This is a genomic window from Arthrobacter sp. SLBN-112 (genome assembly GCF_006715225.1).
In the GTDB taxonomy this organism is placed as follows: domain Bacteria; phylum Actinomycetota; class Actinomycetes; order Actinomycetales; family Micrococcaceae; genus Arthrobacter.
This window is the reverse complement of sequence record NZ_VFMU01000001.1, coordinates 3553992-3576225: the sequence shown is the minus strand read 5'-3', so window position 1 is coordinate 3576225 and position 22234 is coordinate 3553992. Positions and strand designations below refer to the sequence as shown.

The following is a 22234-nucleotide window of genomic DNA, read 5'->3' as shown; positions in this document are numbered from 1 at the left end:
GTTCCCGATGCCTCCCGTTGGCTGCTGTGTTGAATGGCAGGACAAGGCGGTGGGAAAGCCGGTTCCGGGGCCCGCGGTGGCCGATTGGCGTCCAGCGGAAAAGTGCACTACTCTGGTCAGGTTGCTCCGGCTAATCAGACCGGAAGGAACAAAAGTAGGGGGCTGTGGCGCAGCTGGTAGCGCACCTGCATGGCATGCAGGGGGTCAGGGGTTCGAGTCCCCTCAGCTCCACCGGTACATCGAAAAGGGAACCATCACATATGTGATGGTTCCCTTTTTTATTCGTCTGCGTGGCCCCTCTTTTTCTCCCGCCGGGATAAGCCCCCGTCACGGTGAAAACCCCTTCCCGCGCAGGTCAAAGCGGGGTACAACTGGAGGTGGAGGGCACATCGTCCCGCCGCCAGGCCTTTTTCACCCACAAGGCGCCGGACGCGGGACAGGCTGACGAGGAGGTCACAGATGTCCCATTCAGATGGTTCCGGCTACAGCCCGAACGGCGACGCAGTTCCGGAGGAATCGCGCCTGACCCGCGATACCGCCATCCGCGGCCCGGCAAGGCCCGCTCCGTATATCGGCGCCGCCGTCCTGCTCGGCGCCGCCATCCTCTTCCCGCTCATGCCGCAGCTTTACTCCTTTGACGCGCCCAGGCTCGCCGGGATGCCCTTCTTCTACTGGTACCAACTGCTCTGGGTGCCTATTTCGGCGATCCTGACCGGCTCGGCGTATTGGCTGGTGACCAGGGAAGACCGACGACGGCGGGCAGAGGTTCGTGCCGGCGGCCCGCCCCGCACAGGCGCCGGCTCCGCCGATGCCGGGCTGGGAGGGGACCGGCCATGAACGGACGCGAGATCAACTGGACTGCCTTTGTCATTGTCGTGGTGCTATTTGTCGTCGTGGCCGTCATGGGTTTCCTGGCCGCGAAATGGCGCCGCAGCGAAGAGGTGGAAGGACTGCACAGCCTGGACGAGTGGGGCCTGGGCGGCCGCGGATTCGGTACCTGGATCACCTGGTTCCTGCTGGGCGGGGACCTTTACACGGCGTACACGTTTGTTGCAGTTCCGGCGGCAATGTGGGCTACGGGTGCGGTCAGCGGCTTCTTTGCCGTGCCTTACACCATCGTCCTTTACCCGATCATCTTCATCATCATGAGCCGCCTGTGGTCGGTGTCCCACCGGCACGGCTACGTCACCTCGGCGGATTTCGTGGGCGGACGCTACGGGAGCCGCTGGCTCTCGCTGGCGGTCGCCGTCACGGGCATCGTGGCCACCATGCCCTACATCGCGCTGCAGCTGGTGGGCATCAAGGCCGTACTCACGGTTCTGGGGCTGGGGAGCTCGGAGAACGTGCTGTTGACGGACCTGCCGCTGATCCTGGCTTTCGTGGTCCTCGCCGCGTACACCTACACGTCGGGGCTGCGGGCGCCGGCGATGATCGCCGTCGTCAAGGACCTTTTGATCTACCTTGCCGTCATCGTCGCCGTGATCTACCTGCCCATCAAGTTCGGCGGCTGGGACACCATCTTCAGCTCTGCGCAGGCCAAGCTGGGGACGGTGAACCAGGCCACGGGCAAGCCCGCCGGGGTGTTCATCCCGGGGGCTGCCAATTACTCGGCCTACTGGTCGCTGGCGTTGGGTTCGGCCATGGCGCTGTTCATGTATCCGCACTCAGTGACGGCGGTGCTGGCGTCAAAGGCCCGCAATACCATCCGCCGCAACGCCGCCATCCTGCCGCTGTACTCGCTGATGCTTGGTTTCCTGGCGCTGCTGGGCTTCGTGGCCATCAAGGCGGGCACCAAGCCCATCGACCTGGACGGGTCGGTCAACCCGCAGCTGGTGGTTCCGCAGCTGTTCCTTGACCACTTCCCCGCCTGGTTCGCGGGAATAGCGCTGGCTGCCATCGCCATCGGGGCACTGGTACCCGCGGCCATCATGTCCATTGCGGCGGCGAACATGTTCACCCGCAACATCTACCGCGACTTCATCCGCCCCGACGTCGATCCCAGGACAGAGGCGAAGGTGTCAAAGATCGTCTCGCTGGTGGTGAAGGTGGGCGCACTGGTCTTCGTGATCGCCATGGACCAGTCAGCGGCCATCAACATGCAGCTGCTGGGCGGCATCTGGATCCTGCAGACCTTCCCGGCCGTGGTGGCAGGCCTTTACACCCGGTGGTTCGACCGGTGGGCGCTGCTCATCGGCTGGGCTGTGGGCATCATCTTCGGAACCGTCTCCGCCTACAACGTCATCAACCCCGTCACGAAGGCGCACTTCGGCGGCTCCGTGGCCCCCATCCCCGGGACGGATTTCAGCGTCTACATTGCGGTCTCGGCATTCGCCCTGAACCTCATTGTCGCCGCCGTCCTGACCCTCGTGCTGCGGGCCCTGAAGGTCCGCACGGGCAAGGACCTTACCCGTCCCACGGACTACGCCGCCGACGAAACGGACCCAAAGGTGGTGCAGATCGAGAAGACCCAGCACTTCACCCAGCCTGGGGGTCCTTCCCCGGTGGCCTAAGGGCGGGGCAGCCTCACATCCAGGCGGTGCGCCGCAGCGGCGGTTCCTCCCCGCCCGGGCGGCGCACCAGGACCTGGTTGACTCCGGTGAGCCCGGTTTCGAACCCAATGGCACTGCTGGCCATGTAGAGCCGCCAGACACGGGCCCGTCCCGCACCGGCCAGCTTTACCGCCTCGTCCCAGTTCCGCTCAAGCCGGCTTACCCACGCCCGGAGCGTCAGGGCGTAATGGCGGCGCAGAGCCTCCACGTCCAGGACTTCGAACCGTGCCGATTCCAGGGCGGCCACCATCTCGCCCAGGCTGATCATTTCGCCATCGGGAAAAACGTACCGGGGGATGAAGGAGTCCGGGTCCGGGCTTGTGGGGACCGCATTCCAGGAAATGGCATGGTTCAGCAGCCGGCCGCCGGGCCGGAGCAGCCCATAAAGGGCCTCCGCGTAGGCGGGCGTCTGCGCCCGCCCCACGTGTTCGGACATTCCGATGGAACTGATGGCGTCGAAGGGCCCGTCCCGTACGTCCCGGTAATCCTGCACCCGGATGTCCACCCTGTCCGTCAGGCCGGCCTCCGCTGCACGTTTCCGGGCCAGGCCTGCCTGCTCGGTGGAGAGCGTCACTCCCACCACGCTGACCCCGTACCTGGCTGCAGCGTGAAGGGCGAAGCTGCCCCAGCCGCATCCCACATCCAGGACTCGCATCCCCGGCTGAAGGCCCAGTTTGCGGCAGACCAGGTCCAGCTTGGCCTCCTGCGCACCATCCAGGCCGGCCGCCGGCCCCGCGGAGGGGCCCGCATCCAGGCCAGCATCCGTGCCGCCCCCGGACGGCGCTGCCGCAGCGGCGCCGTCGTCCGGCCATACTGCGCAGGAATAGACCATCGATGGTCCCAGCACCAGGGCGTAGAAGTCGTTGCCGACGTCGTAATGATGGGAGATGGCAGCCGAGTCCCGGCGCCGGGAGTGCATCCTTCCTTTCTTGGCGATGCGTGCCTCCTCCGGGGGCGGTGCCGGGTTGGGCCCGACGGCACCGAGGCGGACAGCGGTGCGCAGCAGCAGCCAGAGCTCGCCGGCGGAGAGCGGGCGGAAAGGTCCGGGCTCGGCGAACTTGCCCGCCGAGCTCAACGCCGTGAACGCCGCGAAGATGTCGCCGGGTGTGTCGATTTCACCCGCCACGTAAGCACGGCTCAGCCCCAGCTGCCCGGGCGACCAAAGGATGCGCCGCAGGGCCCGTCGGGATTTGAACTCCAGGACCGGCGCGTCAGGCGGGCCGGCTTCCGAACCATCCCACGCACGCAGGCGCAGGGGTATCTGCCCGGTCCCCAGGACCACCCCCAAGGCTTTTTCCAGCCGGGCGGCATGCCCAGTGCTTCCGGTTCCGGTTTGTGCGGCTGCTCCAGTGTCCATGCGCCCACCTTAAGGCCGCGCTGCCCTCCGCGACTATCATGGGCAGGTGATTCCTCAGCCAACCGACGTGGTGGTCATCGGGGCAGGCCAGGCGGGCCTGTCCGCCGCGTACCACCTCCAGCGCCGGGGCCTTGACTATGCCGTGCTCGACGCCGAGGAGGGTCCGGGCGGGGCGTGGCGGCACCGCTGGCGGAGCCTGCGGATGTCCACTATCAACGGGATCAGCGATTTGCCAGGCATCGCCAAGCCTGAGGTGGACCCGGCGGAACCAAGCTCGGAGTTCCTCACCCGCTACTTCGGAGGCTACGAGGCCGAGCTGGGGTTGTCCGTTCACCGGCCCGTGAAGGTGCGGGCTGTCAGGCGTGAAGATGACAACCCGGCCGGGCGATTGCGGGTGGAAACCACGGACGGGGACTGGAGCGCCAGGGCAGTCATCAACGCCACAGGCACCTGGACCCGCCCGTTCTGGCCCATCTACCCGGGCCAGTCCTCCTTCCGGGGCAGGCAGCTCCACGTTGCCGACTACGTCTCGGCGGAAGAGTTCCGCGGCAAGCACGTGATCGTGGTGGGCGGCGGCATTTCCGCGGTCGGCCTGCTGGAGGAGATTTCCCGCGTCACCACCACGAGCTGGTTCACCCGTAGGGAACCCGTGTGGCGCGACGCTCCGTTCGATACCAAAGCCGGCCACGATGCCGTGGCGCTCGTGGAGGACCGCGTCCGAAAGGGACTTCCACCGGAAAGCGTCGTTTCTGTGACAGGCCTTATCTGGACACCTGCCCTGCGCGAGGCCAGGGAACGGGGTGCCCTGGACCGGCAACCGATGTTCACGTCCATCGAACCGGAAGGGGTCCGCCGGGCCGACGGAAGCCTGCTCAAGGCGGACGTCATCCTCTGGGCCACGGGCTTCAGGGCGGAACTGGAACACCTCGCCCCGCTGCACCTGCGGGGGCCCGGCGGCGGAATAGCCATGGACGGAACCCAAGTGGCTGCCGAGCCGCGCGTCCACCTGGTGGGTTACGGGCCGTCGTCGTCCACTATTGGTGCCAACCGTGCAGGCCGCGCAGCCGTGGCGGCCATCCTGAAACTGCCTGGAATGGCGACGGCGGCGGAAACGGTAACGTGGGGGTGACGCGCCGGGAGCCGGGGCGGGCAAGGGCAACAGAAGGCGGCAGGACACCGGTGGCAGCAGACACGTTGGCGGACATTTTCCAGGTCCTGCGCCGCCGGCCCGATGTCGAAGGCCCGAATCTGCAGGCCTGGGACGCCACCGACCGGCTGCTGCTGGAGACCGCCGTGCAGCTCGGGCGGGCGGGCAGTACCGTGGCCGTGATCGGTGACCGTTACGGGGCCCTGACGCTCGGCGCTTCGGCGGTGCTTGCCCCGGCGTCGCTGCGGGTGCACCAGGATCTGATCACAGGGGAAAGGGCGCTGCGGCTCAACGCGGAAGAACTGGGCGCCGGCACACCCTTCGTCCAGCTGCCCCTGGGGAACGGGCTGCTGGCGGGAGCAGACACCATCCTGCTGCAGCTTCCCAAGACCCTCGCGGAACTGGAGGAAATCGCCGCCGCCGTGGCCCTGCATGCCGCCCCGGATGTCCGGCTGCTGGCCGGAGGCCGGGTGAAACACATGTCCCTGGGCATGAACGCGGTCCTTGAACGGTACTTCCTGTCCGTGCAGCCTCAGCTCGCACGGCAAAAATCGCGGATCCTCCTTGCCGCCGGCCCCAAACCCCCAACCACGGCACCACGTTTCCCGGTTGTGGAGCACCTCGCGGAGCTGGACCTGGACGTGGCCGCGCACGGCGCTGTTTTTGCCGGCCCCAGGCTGGATATCGGCACCCGCTTCCTGCTGACGTTCCTGCCCGCGATGAAAGCGGCGCGGCACGCCGTCGACCTGGGCTGCGGCACCGGAATCCTCGCCGCGATGTACGCACGGCAGTTCCCCGCAGCGGCCGTGACGGCGACGGACCAGTCCGCGGCCGCGGTGCTGTCCGCCCTTGCCACCGCCCGCGCCAACGGCCTGGCCGACCGGATCAGTGTCCAGCAGGACGATGCGCTGGGGACCTTCCCTGATGGCTCCGTGGACGCGGTGCTGCTCAACCCGCCCTTCCATGTTGGTGCAGGCGTCCATGCCGGCGCCGGCCTCAAGATGATCGAAGCGGCGGGGCGGGTGCTGGCTTCCGGGGGTGAGCTGTGGACGGTGTACAACCGGCACCTGCCCTATCTGCCCGCCCTCGAACGGCATGTGGGACCCACGGTGGTGGAGGGCGGGAACGCCAAATTCACCGTCACCCGCAGCATCCGCAGCCCCCGCTGACTGGAACAGCCCGTCTTCCCGCCAGGGAATGCGCCCTGGAGGGAAGACAATGCTCCGCCGCGCCGCTGACCAGCATATGGGCGGCGACGCGCCGGTAACGTACGATTCAAAGCATCACCATCACCAGGTAGCCGAAGACGTTTAGGGGACACAGTGTCTGAGATGCGCCAATCTTCTCCGAGACGCGGAACCAACTTGCCCAGGATGGGGGATTTCAACCTCACCGTCATCCTTGATGCGATCCGCCGGACGTCCGGCGGCCTGAGCCGGGTGGAGCTGGCCCAGATCGTTGGCCTGTCCCCGCAGACCATTTCCAATATTTCGCGCCGGTTGCTGGACCAGAACCTGATTGTCGAGGCAGGCAAGGAGGGCAGCGGCCCGGGCAAGCCGCGCACCATTCTCCGCCTGAATCCCGGCGGCATGTACGCCCTGGGTGTCCACCTGGACCCGGCAGTGACCACGTTCGTGGTGCTGGACCTGGTGGGCTCGGTGGTTCGCCACTCGCGGATCAAGACCCCTGGTGGAAATGACCCGTCCGCCGTGATCACCACCATCGCCGCGGAAATCGACCAGCTCGTCGCGGATTCGGGTGTGGACCGCAGCCGTATCGCCGGCCTGGGCGTGGCGGCCCCCGGGCCCATCGACCTGGACAACGGCACCGTGGTGGATCCGCCGCTGCTGCCTGGCTGGGACAGGGTGGAATTGCGCGAAGCGCTGGCCGCGGCCACCGGCTACTCCGTGCTCGTTGACAAGGACGTCACCAGCGCCGCGGTGGCGGAAACGTGGGCGGGCGGGCCCAGCGGCGCCGGCAGCTTCATCTTCATGTACATGGGCACAGGCATCGGCTGCGGCATCGTCCTGAACGACGAAGTGGTCCGCGGCACGTCCGGCAATGCGGGGGAGATCGGCCACATCATCGTCGATCCGGACGGGCCACCCTGCGACTGCGGCCTGCGCGGCTGCGTGAAGTCATCCTGCATCCCGCAGGTCCTGGTGGCGGAGGCGGAAGCAGCGGGGATCCTGGACGGTTCCCGCGCAGGAAACAGCGGTGCAGAAGTCCAGCAAAGCTTCTCCCGGCTGTGCGCACTGGCCGACGGCGGGGACGAACGTGCCGCGGCCATCCTGGACAAGTCTGCCGTCCTGGTGGCCCGGGCCGTCTCGGTTGTCACCAACACCCTTGACGTGGAACGCGTCGTTTTCGGCGGCCCCTTCTGGAGCGGGCTGGCGGAGCGCTACCTGGAGCGGATTCCGCCACTGCTGGATGCCAACAGCGACGTCCGGCTGATCCACCCCATCGAGGTTGTGGGTACGGGAGTGGGGGAGGACGTCGGAGCCATCGGCGCCGCATCCCTGGTCCTTGAACATACCCTCGCGCCCCGGGCCCAGCGGCTCCTGCTGGAAAGCTGACCGGACATGCTTCGCCGGGCATCGAAAACAGTCTCCCTGCTGGCCGCCGCAGTGCTGGTGCTCGCAGCCTGCACTCCCGGAAATCCGGCCGAGGGAAACAAGACCATCAAAGTGGCCTACCAGAAGACGGACTCGTTCACGGCCCTGGACACCATGTTCCAGGACGCGAAGAAGGAGTTCGAAGCCGCGAACCAGGGCGTCACCGTGGAGCTGCAGCCCATCCAGGGCAACGACGACGACTACGGTACAAAGCTGGCCCTCGCCCTGCGGTCACCCTCCACTGCGCCGGACGTCTTCTACGAGGACACCTTCAAGGTCCGCTCCGATGTGGACGCCGGCTACCTCCTGAACCTTGACAGCCGGCTGGCTGGATGGGGGGAGTGGGACACGTTCGACGACGCCGCCAAGGAGGCGGGGAAAGCGGACGACGGCGGCACGTACGCCGTCCCGCTGGGCACCGACACGAGGGCCATCTGGTACAACAGGAAAGTTTTTGAGGCCGCAGGCGTGGCGCTTCCCTGGCGGCCGTCCACCTGGCAGGACATCCTGGACACGGCCAGGAAGATCAAGGCCGCCAGCCCTGACGTAATCCCCTTCAACATGTATGCCGGCAAGGGCACCGGTGAAGGGACTGTCATGCAGGGGTTTTACGAACTCCTGTATGGAACCGGCGCCGGCCTCTATGACCCGGACTCGAAAAAGTGGGTTGTTGGCTCGGCCGGCTTCAAGGACTCCCTGACTTTCCTCAAGACGCTCTACAGCGAGAACCTCGCGGTGGCGCCTGCCGAGGCGCTGGACCCGAACGTCTGGAAAAAGGTATTCGGCGAATGGTTCCCGAAAGCAAAACTCGGGGCAACCGTGGAAGGCTCCTACGCGCCGTCGTTCTGGCAGGACGGCGGCAGCTATGCCTGGCCGGGGTACGAGCAGGAGATGGGCGTGGCACCGTTCCCGACGCAGAACGGCGGCGCCCCCGGCGCAGTCAGCATGTCCGGCGGCTGGACCCTGGCCGTGGGTGCGGAAACCAAGCAGCCCGATCTTGCCTTCAATTTCCTCACCACGGCGCTCAACGCGAAGAATTCGCTGGCGTTCACGGTGGCCAGTTCACAGATCGCCGTCAGGTCCGACGTGGCCGCTGACCCTGCCTACCAGTCCGCCAACCCGTTTGTGAAGGACGTATCCGGCCTGGTTGCCGTCACCAAGTTCCGGCCCGCCACCTCCGACTATCCACGGATTTCCGCTGCAGTCCAGGAAGCCACCGAGGCTGTGATCACCGGCAGCCGGACCCCGGAGCAGGCCGCAGCCGACTATGACACAGCCGTGGCCGGCATTGTGGGTGGCGACAAAACCATCCGGAAGTAGCGGTGGCGGCCACTCACCGGACACGGCAGTTGCTCCGGTACCTGCCCGTCCTGCCTGCCGTCCTGCTGCTGCTCGTGTTCCTTGCCGGCCCTGTGCTGTGGGCGTTCCACTCCTCGCTGACCAACGCCGGACTGACCGGCCGCTACGCCAGGAACCCGGAGTGGGTGGGGTTGGAGAACTACCAACGGCTGCTGCAGGACCCTGTCTTCCCGCTTTCATTGGCGCTGACGGTCCTGTTCGTCGCAGGCTCGGCCATCGTGGGCCAGAACGTGCTGGGACTGGCCCTTGCCGTCCTCATGCGCCGCGCACGTCCCGTTGTCTCGGCAACTGTTGGCACCGCCGTCGTGGCCGCCTGGGTCCTGCCGGAAATCGTGGCTGCGTTCGCCGCCTATGCGTTCTTCAGCCGTGACGGCACACTCAACCAACTGCTGGGCCAATTCGGGGCGGCGGAAACCGACTGGCTGTATACCGTGCCCATGGCCGCCGTTATCCTGGCGAACATTTGGCGCGGAACTGCTTTTTCCATGCTGGTGTACCGGGCCGCGCTCAACGGCGTCCCGGCGGAACTGACCGAGGCCGCGCACATGGATGGTGCAGGACCCTGGCAGCGGCTGGCCTTCATCACGCTGCCAGTGATCCGGGGCAGCATCGCCACCAACCTGATGCTGGTCACGCTGCAGACCCTGGCGGTCTTCACCCTGATTTGGGTCATGACTGCGGGCGGACCGGCCAATGGCAGCACCACCCTGCCCGTCCTGGCCTATCAGGAAGCCTTCAAGTTCGGCGACATCGGCTACGGCACCGCCGTGGCGTCGGTCCTCATCCTGATTGGCGCCGCGTTCGGGGCGGCCTATCTCCGCCTTCTCAGGGAGCGGAACCCGTGACAGTTCCGAAACAGGCGGCACGGCAACGCCCCGGCCAGCAGCCCCGCCGCCGGCCCGGACCCGGCCACACGCGGGGCAGCGCGTGGGCAGATGGGGTCCTGCTGCTGATTGGTGCCTGCTTCCTGCTGCCGCTGTTGTGGCTGGTGTTGGGTTCGGTGGATCCGGCCGCCGGGCACGGCACCAAGGTTCCGCAGCAGCCCGGCCTGGACAACTTCGCCGCCGTACTCACCCCGGAACTGCTGTTTCGTCCGCTCTGGAACAGCCTGTTGCTGTCCGCGGGGACGGGGATGGTCACCCTGGCGGCAGCCGTGCTCGCCGCGTACCCCCTGTCCCGCTACCGGTCCCGCTTCAACACCCCGTTCATGTACGGCATCCTCTTTGGCACCTGCCTTCCCGTCACCGCCATCATGGTGCCGGTCTACGGGCTGTTCGTGCAGCTGCGGCTGCTGGATTCGTTGCCCGCAACAGTGCTTTTCCTGGCCGCCACCAGCCTGCCGATGGCCATCTGGATGACCAGGAACTTCATGGACGCCGTGCCGCTGGCCCTCGAGGAAGCGGCGTGGGTGGACGGCGCCTCCAGGCTGGCCGCCCTGCGGTCGATCGTGCTGCCGCTGATGCGCCCGGGCCTGGGGGTGGTGTTCATCTTCGTGTTCATCCAGGCATGGGGGAACTTCTTTGTTCCGTTCGTGCTCCTGCTGTCCGAGGGCAGTCAGCCCGCAGCAGTATCCATCTTCAGCTTCTTCGGCCAGCACGGGGCAGTGGCCTACGGCCAGCTGGCCGCATTCTCGATCCTCTATTCGATCCCGGTCCTGGCCCTTTACGTTATCGTGGCGCGGGGCGCCGGGAACTCACTGGCCCTTGCGGGTGCAGTCAGGGGCTAATCGATGTCCTCGAGCACCACGCCGAACGGCAGGCTGTCGTCGAGGTGCGCCTGGTGGCCGGTGGAACCAGGGTTGTAGACCACCCGGACGCCGTGCAGCTTCTCTGCTGCAGACTGCATCAGGATCGGCCTGACCGTATCGATGAACATCTGGCTCTTATCGGCGAGATATTCCTTGTAACTGGCTGGAAGCTCGATCATGGCAAAAGGATAGACCCGCGGGGCCCGCATGGGGAGGGGTGCCCATTGCCGGGTTCGCGCTCCCGGGCTTGGATAGGATGACGGACGGGACACGGCCTTCCGGACCGCACGCCCATCACCGTCTTCAGGGGGAGAACCAGTGCTTTCGACCAGCGTGCCCGCAAGAATCCAGCCTTCGGAGCTGGCCAGGGCGCAGCAGGTGGCCGCCAACATTTCACGCAGTTTCGAGGCCAAGGTGGTGGGGCAGTCCCGGCTCCGGGAATCATTGCTGGTGGGCCTGCTGACCGGCGGCCACATCCTGCTCGAGAGCGTCCCGGGACTGGCCAAAACCACCGCGGCCCAAACGCTGGCTGACGCCGTCAGCGCCGAATTCCGCCGGATCCAGTGCACGCCCGACCTGCTGCCCAGCGACATCGTGGGAACCCAGATCTACGACGCCACCAAGGGAACGTTCCACACCCAGCTGGGCCCGGTCCACGCCAACATCGTGCTGCTCGACGAAATCAACCGCTCCAGCGCCAAAACCCAGAGCGCCATGCTGGAGGCGATGCAGGAACGCCAGACGTCCATCGGCGGCCAGGACTACCGCCTCCCGTCGCCGTTCCTGGTCCTGGCCACCCAGAACCCCATCGAGCAGGAGGGCACGTACCAGCTGCCGGAGGCGCAGATGGACCGCTTCATGCTCAAGGACGTCCTGGACTACCCCAGCCCCGCCGAAGAGGCCCGGATCATCGCCCGGATCGACGCCGGCGTCTTCACCCCCGAACAGAAGCCGCCGGCAGCCGCTTCCCTTGAGGCCATCCGGGAGATCCAGGAACTGGCCCGGCGCATCTACATCGATCCGGCCGTGATCAACTACATCGTGGGCTTGGTGTACGTGACACGGAACGCCTCCCGGTACATTGATGCCAGGCTTGCCGGGTTCATCGAGTTTGGCGCCAGCCCCCGTGCCAGCATCGCCTTCAGCCAGGCAGCCCGCGCCGTGGCACTGCTGGACGGCCGTGACCACGTCATCCCGGAGGACGTCAAGGTGCTGGCCCACCGGGTGCTGCGGCACCGGCTGATCCTGAACTTTGACGCGGTGGCCGAGCAGGTCCCGGTGGAATCGGTGATCGACGCCGTCGTCGCCGCCGTCCAGACCCCCTGACGCCCCATGGCCGGTCTCCTCCAGCGTGTGAAGTCGAAGATGGCCATCTTCGCGCACCGCAAAGCCCGCGGCATGCTCGACGGCGAATACGGTTCCGTGTTCAGGGGCCGCAGCCTGGACTTTGATGACCTGCGCGCCTATGTGCCCGGTGACGAGGTCCGCGATATCGACTGGAAGGCTTCCGCACGCCACGGCTCACCCTTGATCAGGCGGTACGTCGCCGTCCGCCGGCAGACTGTCCTGCTGGTCACCGATACGGGGCGCAACATGGCGGCCGAGGCGCTGTCAGGCGAAGCGAAGAAGGACATCGCCGTGCTGGCGCTGGGGGTCCTGGGTTACCTGGCCCACCGGCACGGAGACCTGGTGGGCCTTGTATGCGGTGATACGGCGGCCACCCGTTCCCTGCCGGCCAAGGGAGGCGAAGCCCACCTGGAACGGCTGCTGAGTCATGTGGACTCCCACACGAACCTCGCGGCGGCGCCCAGCAGGATCCAGGACCAACTCAAGTACACCGCGCGCAACGTCAAGGGCCGCCACCTGCTGTTTGTCGTCGCGGACGAGGTTGCCGCAGACGCTGCCACCGGCCAACTCCTGCGCAGGCTCCGCGCCCAGCACGAGATCCTCTGGCTGACCATCAGGGACGCCGGGCTGGCACCATCGCCGGGCGCCGAACGGACTCCCGGTGCCGGCACGAATTCCCACGCTGTCACGGACGCCTACAGCGTGGCTGATTCTGCGCTGCTGGCCTGGCAACCGGCAATGTCGGCGGGGGTGGGGGCCGCTTACCTGAAGGCCACGGAAGAGCGCGACGCGGCGCGGAGGGCAATGTTGCGGGGCGCGGGGATCACTGAGGGGGAAGTGGCGGGCAGCGCGGATGTCATCACGGGTCTCTTCGCCCTCCTGGAGAGGCACCGGCGTGCAGGCTGATCCCGGATTCTATGGCCCGCTGCAGTACGGTTCCGCCTGGCTCTGGTGCGGTATGGCACTGCTCGCCCTGGTGGCCGGCTGGTACGTGTTCGTGCTTGCCTCCACCCGCGTCCCCAAACGGTCCACGCAGGGCAGCTCTGCGCCGGTCCGGTCCGCCTTGACCGACCTGCCGGCCCTGAAAGCCGCCTGCCTCCAGCGCATCAGAGATGTGGAGGAGGCGGTGGCTGCCGGGCATCTTGAGGAACGCACGGCGCACCAGCAGATCAGCCTGCTGCTGCGCGGGTTCGTCCGCGATGCCACCGGAGTGGATGCCACCAGGATGACGCACCAGGACCTAACGCGGCACCCGCTCCCGGCGGCGGCCGCGGCCGTCCAAGTCCTGTACCCCGCGGAATTCGGCCCGGGCCCGTTGCCGTCCGTGACAGCGTCCGCAGCACAAGCTTCGGCGGCGGTGCGCGCGTGGAGCTGATGTTCTGGTGGCTGCTGCCGGTTGCGGCCGCTGCAGCAGGAGTGGCGGTATGGGTCGCGCTGCGAAGCAACCGGTTGTCCAACGTACGACGGCGGCCCGTGGCCCACGCTGACAGGCTCACCGCGCTGCCGGAGTACCAGGCAGCCCTCCGCCGGCACCGGCGGCGGCTGCTCCTGGCCGGCGCCGCCTGCGTCCTGCTGCTGGCTTCCACGGCGGTTGCGGCGGCCCGCCCCCTCGACGTGTCCTCCGTCCGTCCGGAGCAGCGCAACCGCGACATCATGCTGTGCCTGGACACTTCAGGGTCGATGAGCAGCGCCGACGCCGCAGTGGCGGATGTCTTCGCCGGCCTGGCCCGGTCGTTCGACGGCGAGCGGATCGGCCTGACCATCTTCGACAGCACCGCCATCCAGGTCTTTCCGTTGACCGACGACTACGCCTACGCCCAGGAGCAGCTCCATCTCGCGAAGGATGTGTTTGACGGCAAGCCGGGCAGCTCCGGATTCCTCGACGGCACCTGGAGCGGCAGGGGGTCCTCGCTGATTGGCGACGGCCTGGCATCATGCCTCAACAGCTTTCCCCGTGAAGCCGGAAAAACCCAGGGCGAAGCCGGCGGAGATACCGGGCAGGAAGGTGTACAGCAGCGCTCGCGGTCAATCGTGCTGGCCACGGACAACTTCCTTTCGGGCGAGCCGATCATGTCCCTGGAACAGGCTGCGCAGCTGGCCCGGGAACGGTCCGTCCACGTTCACGCACTTAACCCGGGCGACCTGGACTACGGCAGTGGTCCCGACCAGCCGGGGGCCCAACTGCGTGCTGCCGCGGAATCAACCGGGGGCCTGTACTACGCCCTGGACAACGCTGATGCGGTGGCGGGAATCGTCAACGCCGTGGAGCAGACCGAAACGGCGGCGATCCAGGGGGCGGCGCGCGCAGTGTTCTCGGACGTACCCGGCCTGCCACTGGCTGCCGGGCTGTTGTCCGCCCTGGCCCTGTGTGCGGTTTTGTGGCGGCTGCAAGGATCCCGGCCCCGGGGGAGGGCGTGGCTGCGGCGGGGAGCAGTGGTCCTGCTGGTCCTGGTGGCGGCGCTGCGGCCGGGCCTGCCGGGCGGATCGGCACTGGCTGCCACCACGGACCTCAACGTGTTCTTTGTGGTGGATACCACCACCAGCATGGTGGCCGAGGACTACGGCAACGGCAGCCAGCGGTTGGAGGGCGTCCGGAAAGACATCATGGCCATCGCCGAACAACTGCCCGGCGCGCGCTTTTCGGTCATCACTTTCGACACCACGGCGCACGTCCGCATGCCGCTCAGCACGGACACGCTGGCCCTGGAAACCATCACGGATGTCCTGGAACCCCAGGCCACCGCCTACGCCAAAGGCAGCAGCATCACGGCAGCCAGGCAGGTGCTGTCCGAGCGGTTGAGCGCTGCCCGCGACAGCAACCCCGGCAGGCCCCGCCTGGTGTACTACCTGGGAGACGGCGAACAGACCAGCGCCAGGGATCCCCAAGCCATGACTCTCGACGGCGGGCTGGTGGCCGGGGGAGCGGTGCTGGGCTACGGCACGGCCGGGGGCGGCCGGATGAGAGAGAACACCGGACTGCAGGGCGCCGCACCCAAGGAAAACGCGGCGCAGGAGAGCGACAGCGGCACCTACGTGCAGGACAACAGGGCCGGCAGCAGTGGTGATGCAGTGTCGGTTATCGACGAGGAGCGGCTGCGGAACCTTGCCGGCCAGCTCGGCCTGCCCTACATGCACCGCGCCGCCGGCGCGCCGGTGGCGGAGATGATGCAGCAGGCACGTCCGGGCAACGTGGAACGGGCGGATGGAAAGGACCCGCTGGCGGCTGGAGCCGAGCTGTACTGGATATTCGCCGCCGGCGCCTTCCTGTTGGCCTTGCCGGAAGCGGTGGGCATCATCCGGCAGCTCCGAGGGTTGCCTGGCGGGCCGGGAAAGGAAGGGGTCCGGTGAACGCCAAGGCCCACAGGCGCCGCCTGCTGCTCTGGTCGGCGGTGCCGGTTCTCCTGCTGCTGTGCTTCGCCGCCAAACTCCTCAGCCTCGGCGTCCTTGCAGACCGTGCCGCCTCCGGCTTTGCAGCAGGAAACACGTCCGCCGTAGATGCTGCGGCCCATGGCCTGGGTGTGGCCAACCTGGTAGAGCCGCATAAAGCGCCGTTTGCCGCCGGCGACGCCGCGGTGCTGGCAGGGGATTACGGCACCGCACGGCGACTGTTCGACCAGGCGCTGGGCATGGCCCCCGCCGGCTCAGGGGATGAATGCCTGGTCAGGGTGAACCTTGTCCTGGTCATCGAACGCCTGGGCGACCTGCGGCTCCAGGCCAGGGACCCGTCGTCGGCCCTTCCGTTCTTTAAGGAAGCCCTGGCAACGGCAGGCCAGGCGCCGGAAGGTTGCCTGTCTCCGGATGCGGAAGCGGGAGCGGCCGGGCGGTTGGCGGAAGCCCGGGAACGGCTGGAGGGAAAGATCGCCGCCGGCCAGCCCGCCGGCCCACAGGGCGGAGCGGGGGAGGAATCCCCGGAGGACGGGCAGGCCGAGACCCGGCAGAGCAAACTGGACCAGCTCCAGGACAGTTCGCGGCAGGCCCAGCGGGAGCGGAACAGCGGGCGCGAACGGGAAGAATACCTGGACAGCAATGGTGGGTCGGCCCCGGACCGCCCCTGGTAGCAAGCCCTTCCGGCGAAGAAGATTCTGCTGCCGCACGAAACAACCCGTAAAAGTGCGTCTTAATTCGGCTGCGACTTGTACCGCCCCCGCCGGGCCCCCTAGAGTCGTAGACAAGTTACCGCGGTAACGTGTCAGCGATCCTCCGTTCCGGAGGGTGTGGGTGCCCCCATGTGGGCCTGACATTTGCTCACGGACTACTTCATTCAAGGCGTAACAGTCGCGGCTGCGTCCTCGTGGAGTCCCTCCGTGTTCCCAAACTCAAATTCATTGCCGGTTCTCTGTCCTGTTTCGCCGGGCGGAGCCCCCAATGGCCCAAAGCCAAGGACGCAAATGTCACCACCAAGCCTTATTGACGCACACCCCAACCTATCCGACACCGCTCCGGTGGCGCTTTCCTATGAGCTCTTCCCGCCGCGTTCTCCTGCGGCAGCGGAGACGCTCTGGACCACCATCCGCGAGTTGGAAGCAACTGAACCGGACTATGTCTCCGTCACGTACGGCGCCAGCGGATCCAACCGGGACACCGCCGTCGAACTCATCAACCGGCTGCTGCTCGAAACCACGCTGCGGCCGCTGGCCCACCTCACCTGTGTGGGCAACACGCCGCAGGAACTCGCCGGCATCGTCGGTGAACTGCTGGACACCGGGGTGCGGGGCATCCTTGCCCTGCGCGGCGACCTTCCCAAGGACGCCAGCGCCCCTGCCAGCGGGTCGCTCCGGTACGCCCAGGACCTGATCGAACTCATCCGCCGCGTGGAGCAGCGCCGTTCAGCCCTGCTGTGCGCCGGAAAGATCGCAGTGGGTGTGGCAGCGTACCCAACCCGGCATCCGGAGTCACCCAGTGAAGAGCACGACGTCGAGGTGCTGCTCGCAAAGCAGCGTTCCGGCGCCGATTTCGCCATCACCCAGGTGTTCTTCGAGACCAGGCAGTATGCCGATCTCCTCACCCGGGCCCGCCGTGCCGGTGTGACCATCCCGATCATCCCCGGCGTCATGCCGCTGACCAGCCTCCGCCGGCTCAACCGCCTGGGCGAATTGACCGGGGTGGAGCCGGCTCCGCAGCTGATGTCCCGGCTGGCTGCGGCCGATACCGACGCCGAACGCCTCCGCATTGGAGTCGACGCCACGGTTGACCTGGCCAATGCGGCCCTTGATGCGGGTGCTCCCGGTATCCACATCTACACCTTCAACGAGCACCAAAGTGCGTTGGAAGTGCTGGACAAGCTGGCCCTTCCGCGGCGCTGCCGTCCGGGCATCCGCCGCGAGTCCAGCGCCCGCGGCCAGCTGGCCAGCTGACCAGCCTGGGCCGCCCGCGTCGCCCAACAGTTTCCATTCATTCGCGCAGCGTCCGTAGACGCCGCGTCCATCCGTGCTGCGTTGATTCAGGCACGCCCTCGATACCCACCTCGACATTTACTCGACTTTTAGGAGTACCCCATGACTGAACAGAACATTGCCCGCACCCCCTTCCCGGCAGCCTCACTCCTCGGCTACCCCCGCATCGGCCGCCGCCGCGAGCTCAAGAAGGCCGTCGAGGCCTACTGGGCCGGGAAGATCGACGCCGTCGCCCTGGACGCCGCCGCCAAGGACATCCAGCTGGCCATCGCCAGGCGCCTGCAGGAACTGGGCCTGACCGAAGCTTCCGCTGTCCCTGGCACCTTCTCCTACTACGACCAGGTCCTGGACACCACCGCCCACCTTGGTGCCGTGCCCGCCCGCTTCGGCAAGCTCCTCAACGGTGAAGGCCAGCTGGACATTGACGGTTACTTCACCCTGGCCCGCGGCAACAAGGAACAGCAGCCACTGGAAATGACCAAGTGGTTCGACACCAACTACCACTACCTGGTGCCGGAAATCGGCCCGGAGACCGGGTTCACCCTGGCCTCCAGCGCCAAGGTTGACGAGTTCGCCTTCGCCCTGGCCAACGGCATCGAGACCCGCCCCTGCATCGTGGGCCCAGTGACCTACCTGCTGCTGTCCAAGGCCTCCGACGAGGCCCCCGCCGGCTTCGCCCCGCTGTCCCGCCTGGAGGACATCCTGCCCGTCTACGTGCAGCTGCTGGAAAAGCTCGCCGCTGCCGGCGCCAGCTGGGTCCAGCTCGACGAGCCTGCGCTGGTGGTGGACCAGGACACCCCGGCCGCCGAAGTCGAGGCAGCCGTTGCCCGCGCCTACGAGGTACTGACCGCTTCAGCCAACCGCCCGCAGATCCTCGTTTCCACCCCCTACGGCTCGCTGGACGGGCAGCTGGGCACCCTCGCCGCCACTAACATCGACGCCCTGCACATCGATGTCTTCAAGGGCGCCGTTCCGTCCGCCGCCGCCCTGGCGGGACTCGGCAACAAGACCCTGGTTGCCGGCGTCGTGGACGGCCACAACATCTGGCGCAACGACCTCGCTGCCTCCGCCGCCAAGCTGGACGAACTGAAGGCCGCCGCCGGAAAGGTGGCCGTTTCCACGTCCACCTCCACGCAGCACGTCCCGCACGACGTTGCCGAGGAAACCCAGCTCCCAGAACAGCTCCGCAGCTGGCTGGCGTTCTCGGACCAGAAGGCCGTGGAAGTCAAGGCCCTGGCCTCCTACCTGGCCGACCCTGCTTCCGCCAAGGCTGCGATCGACGAGGCAACCGCCGTCATCGCTTCCCGGGCCACCGCCGAGGGCGTCCGCCGCGCAGACGTCCGTGCCCGCACCGAGGCCCTCACCGCGGCCGACTTCTCACGCTCCGAGTATTCGGTCCGCGAAGCCGCCCAGGAAGAAGCGCTGCACCTGCCGCCGCTGCCCACCACCACCATCGGCTCCTTCCCGCAGACCGCCGAAATCAGGTCAGCGCGCGCCCGGAACAACAAGGGTGAGCTGACCAACGAACAGTACGCGCAGCTCATGAAGGACGAGATCAAGCGTGTGGTGGAGCTGCAGGAAGAGCTTGGCTATGACGTCCTGGTGCACGGCGAGCCGGAGCGCAACGACATGGTGCAGTACTTCGCCGAAAACCTTGAAGGCTTCGACGTCACGGTGCACGGCTGGGTCCAGTCCTACGGCTCACGTTGTACCCGGCCGTCCATTCTCTGGGGCGACGTCACCCGCAGCGCTCCGATCACAGTGGAATGGGCCAAATACGCACAGTCCCTCACGAACAAGCCGATGAAGGGCATGCTCACCGGTCCGGTCACCATCCTGGCCTGGTCCTTCGTCCGCGACGACCAGCCGCTGGGCGAGACCGCCAACCAGGTGGGCCTGGCCCTCCGCGACGAGATCGCCGACCTCGAAGCTGCCGGCATCAAGGTCATCCAAGTGGACGAGCCCGCGCTGCGCGAACTGCTCCCGCTGCGCAAGGCTGACCAGGCGGATTACCTGAAGTGGTCCGTTGACTCCTTCCGCCTGGCCACCGCAGGTGCCGCCGATTCCACGCAGATCCACACGCACCTTTGCTACTCGGAGTTCGGCGTGATCATCGACGCGATCGACGGCCTGGACGCGGACGTCACCTCCATTGAAGCTGCCCGCTCCCGGATGGAGGTTGTCCACGACCTCGAGTCCCACGGCTTCGGCCGCGGCGTGGGCCCGGGCGTCTACGACATCCATTCACCCCGTGTTCCCGGCGAGCAGGAAGTCACCGAGCTGCTGGCCACCGCCGTCAAGCACGTCCCGTCCCGCCAGCTCTGGGTCAACCCGGACTGCGGCCTGAAGACCCGCGGCTACGCCGAGACCGAAGAGTCCCTGCGCAACCTGGTCAAGGCCACGCAGACAGTCCGCGCGGAACTGCTGGAAGCAGCGAAGTAGACGAACAGAGCTAAGAGAGCCCGCAGAGGCTCAAGGTCCGGTGCGCCCAGCGCGCCGGGACTTGAGTAGCGAACGGGCGGGTGGTCACCGGGGAAATCCCGGTGACCACCCGCCGTCGGGCTTTAACCATCCATTGCTCCGTAGTTGCCGTTTTGAGCGGGCAAAAGGACGTTTACGGAGCAATCGATTCAGGACTCCCGGACGGTCTCGGCGTCTGTTCCTTCATCCGCCAGGTGCTGACGGCCAGCCAAATGGCAGAAATGACGATTGCCAGGATGCTGACCAGCGTGGGTATTGAGTTGCCGCCGGAAAATCCGGATTCCCCGATGATCCACCCCTGCGCCAGGTAGCCCAGTCCGGACAGCGCCATGAGGTAGCCGATCATGCGGGCCACGCGGTGCGCTGCGGCCACAACAACCCCCACAAGCACCAGTGCGGCGCCCAGCAGAATGCTTTGGTAGCTCCGCACTCCCCATTCCAACCAGCGGATGCCTTCAGCCGTAGCAAAGCGTGCCGCTTTTTCCGGCTCCGGAACAGCAGCCCAGGCGTCCACCGCCTGTTTCAAGGCCACCCCATCCACCGCCTGCCGTCGTGGGACTGCGCATGCAGCAGGCCCGCAAGAATTGCGACCACTACGCCGGCGAGGAGCAGCGACGAAGCCAGCCGCCACGTTCCACGCCTGTCATCATCCATAGCCATAACCGCCCACCATCGTTAGTATCGGGGCGTTATTGAGGTGCCGGCGGGCTCAGGACTCCCAGACGATCTCGTCGTCCACCACGCCGTCCTGGTCGGCGGAGGCCACCAGGACCTCATCCGTGAAGTGCTCACCCAGGGTGAAATCCATGACGAAGTAGCGTTCGGGCTGGCCGGGGTAGATGGCCACGTGGCCGAGTTTGAGGGCCTTAAGGAATACCTCGTTGGTGAGCTGTTTGCGGTCCTGGACGCCGAACACCTTGTGCAGGTGCTCGTCCTTGAGCGCGTTGCAGTGGAAGTGCAGGTACTCCTGGGGACTGGTGCCCTCCTGCTCAAGCTCCTCGGCGATCATTTCTCGGACCTCGTCCACCAGTTCCGGGAGGAAACGCAGCCGGTACTCCACCTTGCGCAGCGCGGCTTCGTCGAAGTTGTCGTGGGCGGTGATGTTCAGGTCGAGTTCCAGCGGGTGGCCGCGCAGCTCATGTTTGGCGGCAAAGAGATGATCCATGCCGTGGTTGAGCTCGATCTCCCCAAAGTGCTGGCTCGCTACCTTGTTCATATTCTCAACATAGACCCGAAGGGCAGACCATTCCAGCGTTCTGCCCTAATTGACCGCGGTGCGCATTCCGGCGAGTGTTTCGGCCAGGAGGTCAACGAAGAGCTGGACCCGCGCCGTCTTCCGGTCATTGATCAGCAGCGCAAACACGTTCCGCGCCAGCCGGATCTCCGGGACGTCCAGCACCACCACACCCGCCGGCTTGTTCCGCAGGGCGAGCTCCGGAACCAGGGCCGCGCCCAGGCCTGCGGCGGCCATCTCCAGGCTGGCATGGAAATCATCGCTGTGCGCCACCACGCGGGGGTGCAGGTTGCAGCCCGCGAACAGCCGCTCGATCACCATGGCGTCGCTGGTGCCGGGATGGTGCATGATCCAGGGCATCTCCGAGAGATGGTCGGCGGCGACCTTCGCGTCGGCCCGGAAACCCCAGCCGGCAGGCAGCACCACCCGGAAGTCGTCGTCGCCAATCCATTGCCGGTTGATGGTGTTGGGCCAGGCGAAGCCGGTCTGGCCCACCTGGAACACCACGGCAAGGTCCAGGTCGCCGCCGGTGCGCAGCCCCTGGATGGTTTGGCCGGGTTCAGCCACGGACACCCGCAGGTCGATTCCAAGTTTCTTCCACGCCGGGTTCTTCAGGATCCGCGGCAGGACGTACGTGGCCAGGCTGGGAAAGATCCCCAGCCGCAGTTCCTGGCTTTCCGAGTCCTGCGTCCTTGAGGCGGCGGCCATCAGTGCCTCGATGTCCGTGAGCACCTTGGCAGCGTGCCGGGTCATGACGACGGCGGCTTCCGTGGGAATCACGGCGCGCGCCGAACGCTGGAAGAGGGTTACGCCCGTTTCCCGCTCCAAAGCCGACATCTGCTGGGACACGGCAGAGGCCGTGTAGCCGAGGGTTGCGGCTGCTGCAGCGAACGAGCCCAGCCGCGTGACTTCAAGGAGGGTCTTCAGGTGCACCGGATTTACCACCAGCCCACAGTACTGCACCCATCCGCCGGCGGTACCGCACCGAACAACCGTCTGTATACC

General features: G+C 66.8%; 20 protein-coding genes and 1 tRNA gene. 16 read left to right on the top strand and 5 right to left on the bottom strand.

Features of this window, described 5'->3' with window-relative positions:
- Positions 1 to 158 precede the first annotated feature (158 nt).
- The 3 genes from FBY33_RS16430 to mctP all read left to right on the top strand — a co-directional run bounded on the left by FBY33_RS16430 (position 159) and on the right by mctP (position 2510).
- Positions 159 to 231, top strand: a tRNA-Ala gene (locus FBY33_RS16430).
- Between the two features lie 228 nt (positions 232 to 459).
- Positions 460 to 837, top strand: a complete 378-nt coding sequence (locus FBY33_RS16425; protein ID WP_142031471.1) for a DUF3311 domain-containing protein — start codon at positions 460 to 462, stop codon at positions 835 to 837.
- A complete protein-coding gene (mctP, locus tag FBY33_RS16420) occupies positions 834 to 2510 on the top strand; it encodes a monocarboxylate uptake permease MctP (protein WP_142031470.1) in 1677 nt (558 codons plus the stop codon). The genes FBY33_RS16425 and mctP overlap by 4 nt, the downstream gene beginning before the upstream one ends.
- Before the next feature lie 13 nt (positions 2511 to 2523).
- On the opposite strand, the gene FBY33_RS16415 is transcribed toward mctP, so the two are convergent.
- Positions 2524 to 3906: a class I SAM-dependent methyltransferase gene (locus tag FBY33_RS16415; protein WP_142031469.1), complete on the bottom strand. Its 1383-nt coding sequence runs from the start codon at positions 3904 to 3906 to the stop codon at positions 2524 to 2526.
- Positions 3907 to 3952: 46 nt separating this feature from the next.
- Here FBY33_RS16415 and FBY33_RS16410 point away from each other — a divergent pair, with 46 nt between their 5' ends.
- The 6 genes from FBY33_RS16410 (at position 3953) to FBY33_RS16385 (ending at position 10753) form a co-directional block, all read left to right on the top strand.
- On the top strand, positions 3953 to 5035 hold the full coding sequence (locus FBY33_RS16410; protein ID WP_142031468.1) for an FAD-dependent oxidoreductase: 1083 nt from the start codon (positions 3953 to 3955) through the stop codon (positions 5033 to 5035).
- Positions 5036 to 5085: 50 nt separating this feature from the next.
- Positions 5086 to 6222, top strand: coding sequence for a class I SAM-dependent methyltransferase (locus FBY33_RS16405; RefSeq protein ID WP_142031467.1), 1137 nt, complete (start codon positions 5086 to 5088; stop codon positions 6220 to 6222).
- Positions 6223 to 6426: 204 nt separating this feature from the next.
- Positions 6427 to 7629: an ROK family transcriptional regulator gene (locus FBY33_RS16400; RefSeq protein WP_142031466.1), complete on the top strand. Its 1203-nt coding sequence runs from the start codon at positions 6427 to 6429 to the stop codon at positions 7627 to 7629.
- Between the two features lie 6 nt (positions 7630 to 7635).
- Entirely contained in the window at positions 7636 to 8988 is a 1353-nt protein-coding gene (locus FBY33_RS16395; protein ID WP_142031465.1) for an extracellular solute-binding protein, read from the top strand.
- A 2-nt stretch (positions 8989 to 8990) separates the two neighbouring features.
- The gene (locus tag FBY33_RS16390; protein WP_142031464.1) at positions 8991 to 9872 is read left to right on the top strand and encodes a carbohydrate ABC transporter permease; all 882 of its coding nucleotides are present in this window, start codon (positions 8991 to 8993) and stop codon (positions 9870 to 9872) included.
- A 98-nt stretch (positions 9873 to 9970) separates the two neighbouring features.
- A complete protein-coding gene (locus FBY33_RS16385) occupies positions 9971 to 10753 on the top strand; it encodes a carbohydrate ABC transporter permease (protein ID WP_142032964.1) in 783 nt (260 codons plus the stop codon).
- On the opposite strand, the gene FBY33_RS16380 is transcribed toward FBY33_RS16385, so the two are convergent.
- Complete coding sequence (locus tag FBY33_RS16380) at positions 10750 to 10953, bottom strand: hypothetical protein (protein ID WP_440151848.1); 204 nt, start codon at positions 10951 to 10953, stop codon at positions 10750 to 10752. The two genes, FBY33_RS16385 and FBY33_RS16380, sit on opposite strands and share 4 nt — an antisense overlap.
- Before the next feature lie 139 nt (positions 10954 to 11092).
- Here FBY33_RS16380 and FBY33_RS16375 point away from each other — a divergent pair, with 139 nt between their 5' ends.
- From FBY33_RS16375 to metE, 7 genes are all read left to right on the top strand, one after another.
- Entirely contained in the window at positions 11093 to 12100 is a 1008-nt protein-coding gene (locus FBY33_RS16375; protein WP_142031463.1) for an AAA family ATPase, read from the top strand.
- Between the two features lie 6 nt (positions 12101 to 12106).
- The gene (locus tag FBY33_RS16370) at positions 12107 to 13027 is read left to right on the top strand and encodes a DUF58 domain-containing protein (RefSeq protein ID WP_142031462.1); all 921 of its coding nucleotides are present in this window, start codon (positions 12107 to 12109) and stop codon (positions 13025 to 13027) included.
- Positions 13017 to 13496, top strand: coding sequence for a hypothetical protein (locus FBY33_RS16365; RefSeq protein ID WP_142031461.1), 480 nt, complete (start codon positions 13017 to 13019; stop codon positions 13494 to 13496). The genes FBY33_RS16370 and FBY33_RS16365 overlap by 11 nt, the downstream gene beginning before the upstream one ends.
- Positions 13496 to 15469: a vWA domain-containing protein gene (locus tag FBY33_RS16360; RefSeq protein ID WP_142032959.1), complete on the top strand. Its 1974-nt coding sequence runs from the start codon at positions 13496 to 13498 to the stop codon at positions 15467 to 15469. The genes FBY33_RS16365 and FBY33_RS16360 overlap by 1 nt, the downstream gene beginning before the upstream one ends.
- Entirely contained in the window at positions 15466 to 16179 is a 714-nt protein-coding gene (locus tag FBY33_RS16355) for a hypothetical protein (protein ID WP_142031460.1), read from the top strand. The genes FBY33_RS16360 and FBY33_RS16355 overlap by 4 nt, the downstream gene beginning before the upstream one ends.
- Before the next feature lie 330 nt (positions 16180 to 16509).
- Positions 16510 to 17475: a methylenetetrahydrofolate reductase gene (locus tag FBY33_RS16350; RefSeq protein WP_142031459.1), complete on the top strand. Its 966-nt coding sequence runs from the start codon at positions 16510 to 16512 to the stop codon at positions 17473 to 17475.
- 141 nt (positions 17476 to 17616) lie between these two features.
- Positions 17617 to 19956 (top strand): 5-methyltetrahydropteroyltriglutamate--homocysteine S-methyltransferase, encoded by a 2340-nt coding sequence (gene metE, locus FBY33_RS16345; protein ID WP_142031458.1) that lies wholly within the window; start codon positions 17617 to 17619, stop codon positions 19954 to 19956.
- 172 nt (positions 19957 to 20128) lie between these two features.
- Here metE and FBY33_RS16340 read toward each other — a convergent pair whose 3' ends face one another.
- The 3 genes from FBY33_RS16340 to FBY33_RS16330 form a co-directional block, all read right to left on the bottom strand.
- Positions 20129 to 20527 carry a hypothetical protein gene (locus FBY33_RS16340; RefSeq protein ID WP_235010600.1) on the bottom strand — a complete coding sequence of 133 codons (399 nt, stop codon included), beginning with the start codon at positions 20525 to 20527 and terminating at the stop codon, positions 20129 to 20131.
- 177 nt (positions 20528 to 20704) lie between these two features.
- Positions 20705 to 21211 (bottom strand): DUF2004 domain-containing protein, encoded by a 507-nt coding sequence (locus tag FBY33_RS16335; RefSeq protein WP_142031457.1) that lies wholly within the window; start codon positions 21209 to 21211, stop codon positions 20705 to 20707.
- 45 nt (positions 21212 to 21256) lie between these two features.
- Positions 21257 to 22174: a LysR family transcriptional regulator gene (locus FBY33_RS16330; protein ID WP_056336315.1), complete on the bottom strand. Its 918-nt coding sequence runs from the start codon at positions 22172 to 22174 to the stop codon at positions 21257 to 21259.
- Positions 22175 to 22234 lie beyond the last annotated feature (60 nt).